This is a genomic window from Xenorhabdus entomophaga (assembly GCF_037996725.1).
GTDB classification, from domain to species: domain Bacteria; phylum Pseudomonadota; class Gammaproteobacteria; order Enterobacterales; family Enterobacteriaceae; genus Xenorhabdus; species Xenorhabdus khoisanae.
Window position 1 is genome coordinate 1 of sequence record NZ_JBBMXH010000139.1, and the last position, 8,011, is coordinate 8,011.

The 8,011-nt window shown below is 45.7% G+C and carries 4 protein-coding genes; all 4 read right to left on the reverse strand.

Annotated elements, in window-relative coordinates:
* Window positions 1-135: 135 nt before the first annotated feature.
* The 4 genes from tssA to AAC854_RS20075 all read right to left on the reverse strand — a co-directional run bounded on the left by tssA (window position 136) and on the right by AAC854_RS20075 (window position 7,298).
* Window positions 136-1,755: a type VI secretion system protein TssA gene (gene tssA / locus AAC854_RS20060; RefSeq protein ID WP_340618654.1), complete on the reverse strand. Its 1,620-nt coding sequence runs from the start codon at window positions 1,753-1,755 to the stop codon at window positions 136-138.
* Window positions 1,756-2,380: 625 nt separating this feature from the next.
* Window positions 2,381-5,740, reverse strand: a complete 3,360-nt coding sequence (locus AAC854_RS20065) for an ImcF-related family protein (protein WP_340618655.1) — start codon at window positions 5,738-5,740, stop codon at window positions 2,381-2,383.
* A gap of 95 nt (window positions 5,741-5,835) precedes the next feature.
* Entirely contained in the window at window positions 5,836-7,032 is a 1,197-nt protein-coding gene (locus tag AAC854_RS20070) for a hypothetical protein (RefSeq protein WP_340618656.1), read from the reverse strand.
* A gap of 2 nt (window positions 7,033-7,034) precedes the next feature.
* Window positions 7,035-7,298, reverse strand: a complete 264-nt coding sequence (locus AAC854_RS20075; protein WP_340618657.1) for a PAAR domain-containing protein — start codon at window positions 7,296-7,298, stop codon at window positions 7,035-7,037.
* Between the last annotated feature and the right edge of the window lie 713 nt (window positions 7,299-8,011).

An 8,011-nucleotide genomic window follows, 5' to 3' on the forward strand; every position in this document is an offset into this window, starting at 1 on the left:
TTCTCATACGTTGGGCATTTTTGCCAATTTTAAACAAGGTAAAAGTCAACGCGACTGGCTTCAACAAGCCAACGTCATAGGATGTTAAAGTCGAGCATCGCGTTAAATAAAGAAAAAACTACCAGCGAAAAACCATCAGCTATAGAGCACCACTGAGCGAACGGGGTCCAACCTGACCAATTGAGCCAACAGATCATCCATTTGCTGGGTAATTGCGGTTTTATCAGCGCCATTGCGCTGGGATTTGGTGCGCAGCAATTGCAAGTGACGCGCCTTGATCTCAAACACCAATTCAGGTTCCCACTGTGCAAGGGTAAGGATCTCAGCCGTGGTATCCAGCTCACTAAGCAGATGCAACGCCAAATCGTTTCGACCAAACTGCTCTGCCACACGTGACATCAATAAGCGCATCATCCAACGTTGACGAGGTGTCGTTACGGCGGGACGGGATTGCAGCCAAGCCATCGCTTTTTCAAGACCATCACTGTCAGCCTGTGCGATTGCCTCTGCTTCAAGGGATAAAATGTCATCCTCTTCAGTAACAGCACTGGAGCTGGCTGACGAATCTGACCATCCCTTCCCTTCATCCAGCACTTTCTGCATGATCCAACCAGCAGTCACATCATCCGCAAACGGAGTACCATCATTCCATGCCAATTTTTCTAATCCAGGTAAACGCTGTAAAAGCAATTTCAGATCCTGTCTGATGATATCCGCCCAGCCATCCCAAGGTGCGCCCGATTTACTTAATGCCTGATAGAGATACCATTGAACATCCAACCAAAAATGGTTCACCCCTTCGGCAAAAAGCCTATCTGCCTGCTCCAGCAATTCCCCCCAACTTTGCTGCATATAGAGGCGCTTAAGCTGGGCACGGGCATCAGTTCGGGGGGGAGCTAATCGGGTGCATCCCTGAGTATCCTGTGGTGGGCTTTGGTGAATGGTATCCCAACGCACACTTTTCATTAACCGGTGGGCAGAAAGCCAACCTTGGGGTTGATTACGCAGGTAATGAGCCAGAGATTTAGCTTGATCCAACAATTCACGACCAGACTGGATGGGCTGAACTGCAATAGATGGCCCATATTTCGCCCCTGTTCCCAATCCCATATCGTGCAAAGGCGAGGCACTGATATTCTGAGGAACTACCGCATTCCAGCCCCCTGATTGCACCAACCGTCCTTCCAAGGCGCTATATAGATTGCCAAACAGAGGGCGATGATTTTCATCCCATGTTTCAAGCTGTTTGGTAATAAATTCAAGTAAAGCGATGATGCGCTCAAACTCTGGTTTACCAACCTCAGGGTACAGAGAAAGGCTGTCCAGAACACGACTCCCAGATAACCATTCCAGAGCTGCTTTCCGGCTATTAGGACGTGCGGGCAACAAATCTTCCCCGTACTTCATTAATAACCCAGCTAATAGTGCTAATCCATCAGCGAATCCTTCTTCTCCTTCACGGTGCAAACGTGCCCAAAGGTAATAAGTCGCCACGCGGACATCCTTGCAGACCGTCGTCAATAATTTTTCCGCTAACTGACAAATTAACTCAGTATCAGCACCTGAGAGCTTATTGACCTCTTCACGCATCCGTTCAAAATCATCATCGTAACCCGGATCGCTGCCAACAGGTTGTGCAGCAGTAATCGGGGTAAGCCATTTTTCCCAGATGGCGATCTGTTTTTGCGCCAGTGCATTAGCTTTGGTACGCTCATCACCAAAACAAGACTGACATAATGTATCCAGCAAACTCATTGGGCGTGATCTCTGTCGCTAAATTAGATCGGAGAAACAGCGAAGTTTCACCCGGATTTATTGCTAATTGCAATTTTAAAACTCACTTCAATTTCGCTTAAATTATATTTTTATTTTTTTTAATCATTGCTTATAAATAAACAGTGATTTGGCGTTTATTCGTCAAAATAAAATATAAATGGAAACCAACAAATTATCGCTTGGAAATAGGATACGGTTAATCACCGCCACCATCACCTCCTCCCCCACAATCCCCACCGCTATCGGAGAAAGAACAACTATCATCATTGCCAGTTCTGTAATGACTGGAGCCTGAATGGTTTGACATACCTAAATTACTTATGGATGAAGGTGTAGCACCTGAAGGGTGTTTTTTAGCTATAACCGACGATTTTTTACTGAATAACTTTTGAAATATACGCTTAAACATCATTCCCTCTTAATTAAAATCCTATATAAGTACTATATTGATCTTATCAATTATTGAGTTGCCCAAGAAATAAAAAGCAAAGTACAAAACAAAGGTATATTTTCAACAAAACAATTTTATTTAATCTTCCTTGTAATCTAAATATAAGAAATAAAATTGGGGGTAAACCCCAATTTTATTATTTTACCTATGCCATTAATCAAATATTTTGTCCGGCAGAGTAAAATTACGCAGCTTCAGCAACACGAGCGGCCCTTCTCCTGCTTCCGTCCGCAGCATATAGGTCAACATCACGCCATCCGGTGTCTGCCAGTTCACCTGATAACTGCTGCCCGAACCCGGCCACGGCGTCACCTGTGCTTTTTCCAGCAACCGGATAAGCCCCCACGTTCCCGGTTGTTCCGCGTAAATCCGCGTCCTCGACCGTGTTCCCGACCAGCTTAAAGTCGCCCCTTGTGCCGTTGTATCCGCTGGCCAGACAAATTTCTTCCAGTCCGGACGCTGGTTCATATAAATCAGCTTCTGGTTATCTATCACCAGATTCGTCTGCATGACTTCCCCTGCGGTCCCCGGGCGCACCTCAAATGCCAGCCGCGCTTCACCGTTGGTAAATACCACATCCGACAGTGCATTCAGCGTATTCAGCGCTGCCAGAAACTCCGGGTTAAAATTCAGCCCCTGTGCATTGATGCTGTCCGGTACCCAGTGGTTCCCTTCCCGCCGCAAGACCCCATTTAACCGGCTTTCCAGAAAACGGGTAATCCGCCCGCTGTCCGCCCGTAAGTATTGCGCCAGCAGCGGCAAGGAAACCTCACTGCCTCCCGCTTTGAATGGATAGCGACCACCAAAGGCCAGATTCCAGTCATCCACTATCGCCCGTTTCCATTGTGCATTCAGGCTTTCGGCAGTCGGTGCCAGTAATTGCTGCCACGCCTGATCCATCGGCAATACAAACACCGTCTGACCAAATCCGTTCCACTCCTGTCCCAGACTGGCCGCCACCAGACTGCCATAATCGCGGGTATCGGATAAATCCACCGCTTTACCCTGAAAAATCGTCTGTGCCATTGTCTGCGCCATCGCCTGCGGATCTGCTGAGTTTGTCACCTGTTGCAGTTTTAACCGTACACGTGTCACTCGCGTCAGGAAACTGTAGAGGCTCAGGTGCTGACCATCCTGCGCTCCGACCTTCGGTTCCAGCAGCTCCAGCAGCGGGCCAAACGTCGGTTCCAGTGGTCCACTGAATCCCACTTTCTGACTGATAACCGGCTGCTTTTCCTTGTTGAATATCGACTTGGCCGACTCCGTAAACGACTCCGACAATGCCTCATTATGCCGGCCGGTTTTGCCCTGATAAGCCAGCGTATTCATCAGGGCAATTAACGGTGACTGACGGACATCCGCCATCAGTGTCAACTGATCAATAGTATCAGACAGCGTTTCCGCCCGGCGCCAGTGTAAGCCGTTCAGGAAATTCAACCAGGCCCCGGAAAAATCTGCAAAGTAACGCTCTGTCAGGCGCACCTCCAGCATATCCGACGACACCTCATCACCCGCTGCCTTCCGGCCATCACTCAGCACCCAGTCTATCTCCACACGACGCTCAGTCACCAGTTGCTCAATGGCTGGAGCTACTGATTCTTCCCACGCCTTGCGGGTAAACATCCCCGGTACATGCGCTTCCGCTGTGAACAGCAGCTCCGCATCGGTTTCCCCCGTCATATCCGACAGCGTCATATCAGCATAATGATTTGCTACCTGCTGCAACAGTTTCTGGTACAGGGAAGACTCACCGTTGCGGTGCCCTATCTCCCGTACCAGCACAGTACGTGACTGCCGGATAAGTTCATCATTCGGTTTTGCCACCCAGTCAGGGTGATTACCCAAATTACGGGCATAAAAGGCCAGCAGTTCCGATCCCTTGGCCTGCCAGAGCCCTTTCGGCACTCCTGGCTGTGATGTCCAGCCCGCCATCACCGTCTCATGGAAAAACGCCGCCTCCATGTTTTCCGGCTTACCCATCATCAGATAGGCTTTCAGGGAGCTGTAAGCTCCCTTCGCCGCGTCTGCGCGTGATGGACTGTTCGGCGGCAGCTTAACCAACTGGTTAAGGTTTTTTTGCATCTGCTGCGCCACCGCATCGCGTAACCACGGCATCACATGTTGGGTATAAGCGGGCCACAAAGCCTGCAACACTTCATTGTTCTGACTCAATCCCAGACGGGCATAAAACGGAACGCCGTGCATTTCACGGTGTTCCAGCCGGGACAAGGTCTCCTGCAGGTCATACCATGCCTGAAGACGATCAGCCAGCGGGGCATCAGCCTCTTTGACCCGCGTAAGGTGCTGTGCGCTCTCCTGCACCAGATGGCGGTTGCTGGCGTAGGAAATGAGCATCCCAGCACCCGCAGCCATCATAAGAGTAGCCAGAACCCCCTGCCCAGCCCGATGCCACGGCAGGCCCAGACGAATCGGATGTAAACCCGGTGGCAGTTGCCGGACGGCTGCCAGCAGGTTGTCCCAACGGCTATCCTTGCTCCAGTGATGTATATCCGTCCGTTTGCCTGCGGTAGCTGGCAGACTGAACAACACTCCCGCCAAAGGCAATGGCCGATATGGGTTGAAGAACACGGCCAGTGAAGCACTGATTTTCTCGCTACCGCCCTGTCGCAGGAAATGGGCCAGTGTCAGTAAAAAATCATGACGAGGATTATGGATAAGCTGATGAGTGCCCTGTTCCGTTATTGCCTGAACCAACTGATTCAGGCTGACGTGCAAATCATCCTGTGTACAGGCAGGTGATAGAAAACAGCCCGGTGCTGAGACCTGTTCACGGGCATTGTCCCAGACTGTCTGGTGCAGGGACCAGACATAGACCGGCACACGCCAGCCCAGTGACTGATAGCACTGGGTTAGGTGACGGGTCAGTGTCTCCAGCATCTGTCCGGAAACGGGACGCAAATAGGCCGATGCCTCCGGCGTAACGCGGTGTTGGTATTGGTCAGTGACCCAAATCATGCCATCCAGTGGCCGGGAGCGACGCAACTGCCGCAGACTCTGGCTGAGATGTTCATCAGGATTAGCGGTAATATTACCGCCCCAAATCAGTAAAGTGCCGTCAGATTCCAACCATTGTTCGGTCACTAAACCGGGAATAAGTTGTTCGGCGTGTTCAGGGGAGCCAATAACCATCAGGATTTGGATTTTCTTTTTCCATGAAGCGCCATAGCGAAGTTTTAATCTTTGTTTTAAATCCAGATATAATTCCGATGAACCTTCAACTTTTTTCTCTTTTTTAGTTTTTGACCTGCCAGATAATAAAGTAAAACTTACTTCTGCATGTTTACTCCATGCCAACAAAAAAAAGGGAAAAAGCAACAATAAAATACCGAAAACAGAACCTGCATAAATCAACAATTGTTTTATGTGAAATTCTGGGTTAATACTGAAGTGATATATCATAGCTCCGACAAATATAACCAGTAATATTGCCAAGGTATAAACTGTCGCGAGAAAAATAACTGACCTTCCTGATTTGGATGCGGACTCAGGCATAATAATTACTCACTCCAATATTGTATCGTTATTAAAATAAAAAAGAAAAACTTTCGTCTTAGATTCAATAAATTTCAGGAAACAGGATAAAAAATTTATTTAATCACCATAAACCAGAGCTTATCTGATTCTTGAGATATTGCACTTATAATCAATTGTGGCTTTTCATTTTTTTGTGCTGACTCCAGTGCGATGGCTATTGCTAACCAAGGAGAAGCTGCGCCTGCGTAACCTATTTTCCCATCAATATCAATTTGATTTTCTGGCTGTGTTAAATGAGGAAATGCTTCTCCTAATGGTGCAGCAATTATTTGCGCTTTATTGTCACAGCCCATTCCTGATATCCAAAGATATTGGATATCTTCACCCCGGCTTTTACCCCATAGCAAAGCTTGTGCCAACGCATAATTAATCTCATTTTGGCATGAATTTTCAGGGCGACATAACTGACCATCACTAATTTCACTCATTATTTTAGAAGAGGATGTGACTAACAGGGCAACTGCTGCATCACCATGCCCATCATCCGCCCTCTCAGATAAATGAACAGAAATAACCAATAAAGGTTCGTGAGAAGAATAAGAGTCAATCCATTGATCCAGGGTTTCAAGACCTTGTCCAAAGAAGTAACTGAGTGGAAGAGTAACCCGGCTATTTTTACAAACCTTTTCCCATACTTTTTCATATTGTGCAGGGGTTAAATCTGCATCCAGATCCAGACAAACCTGAATATTGGTTTTCTTAATGACATTACTTAAAACAGAAGAAAGTTCATTATCAGCCAATAATAAGAATATCCTTTCATAAAGCCGATCTTCTTCTTGCTCTATTTTTGACCAGAATGATTTTCTGCGGATAACTTTCCCTGTGGATTCATCGACAATTTTAGGCATTTCTATGACAGAGCTTGCCAATTGTTCAGACAACGTTCCCTGCATAAATGCGTCGGGGATGTGGATAACTGAACCAAGATGACAAAGCGAATTCTGCCCACGGTTTATTTCATGCTCAATCAGTCTTTCTCGTTTTCTATCCCAGTTATCTGACCAAAGTTGATTGAGATCGAAATATAAACGCCGGGCCAAAAAAGCCAGTAACCAAATAGCAAAAGGATAAGTAAATGAAAATAAAAAGAAAGAAAGTGATTTAATCGATTTTTCTTCTGGCCAAAAGAATGCAGTGACAATACTGGCTCCGCCAATAAAAACAGAGAGTATATATAACCAACTTTTTATCTGTGGTGGTTTTTTCCTGTCTGCTTTATCAGGAATATTTAGGAGATCAATAGCCATAGTTAACTCAATGTTGCATTACCTAATGAAGAAATTAATGAGCAACCACATGCACATTTATGCCCATGAAAAGCGACGGGTTTCCCATTATCTTTGAATGTAGGATGCCCTTCAACAATCTGAGTCGGGCCGTGCCCTTTGACGGGGCAGGATACTTTATCACCAAGACGGGCAACGCCAATACCCGAAAATTTCATCACGCCGGAACCTTCCTGCACCGCCCCACCATGAGTAGTTTTATCCCCAATCCTGATTATTCCTTTCATGTTAATTAATCCACCATTTTAAATCATCATGATTATCTGCTCTGATTCTCTTCCTGCTCCGATTATATTCAGATTTATTTTTATCATTGCCTGCAAAACACCATGATTTTATGCCTTATTTACACCAATAAGGTATTGATCAAAAATTAGAATAGATGCCTATGAAAATCATAGGCAAAAATAGCACAACGTAAATTCACCCAATAAGTGAAAATTTATAGCACCTCATTATTATCGCTATACGCAATTAACTTGAAGATGCAGATTTTAAAATCTGCATCTTCAAGTTAATTGCGTATAGTTGTATCAAAATCTCTAACCGAAGTGGCTCCCTTACATGGCCTTCCTTGAATAAACTGCCAATAGTTTTCATTTTCAGTCAGTTTTCTTTTAATTTCATAAGGAAATATGAACCCTACGACATTTATCTTTTTTATTCATTATTGGGAAAATACAAGAGAAAAATAACAATTGCAAGTTGTTAAACGGGATCGGCTAAATTTTATTAGAATAAAGTTTTTTTATCATAGAAATATACATTTTCCTACAGTTACCTTTTTTATTAAAATAAGCCGAGACAGTATATCTACCTGCTTCCCACTCAGGGCAACCGCATGAATGATCAAATAACATTCAGGTTAGAAAATCCTGCTTGTAATACCTGTTCTAAAAACTGAATTCTCATCCAGGCGCGTTTACGTTTCATCCTTATA

Excerpts from the sequence above, each read along its gene's own strand:
- AAC854_RS20070 (WP_340618656.1), bottom strand. The coding sequence starts at position 7,032 with ATGGCTATTGATCTCCTAAATATTCCTGATAAAGCAGACAGGAAAAAA.
- AAC854_RS20075 (WP_340618657.1), bottom strand. The coding sequence starts at position 7,298 with ATGAAAGGAATAATCAGGATTGGGGATAAAACTACTCATGGTGGGGCG.
- AAC854_RS20065 (WP_340618655.1), bottom strand. The coding sequence starts at position 5,740 with ATGCCTGAGTCCGCATCCAAATCAGGAAGGTCAGTTATTTTTCTCGCG.
- tssA (WP_340618654.1), bottom strand. The coding sequence starts at position 1,755 with ATGAGTTTGCTGGATACATTATGTCAGTCTTGTTTTGGTGATGAGCGT.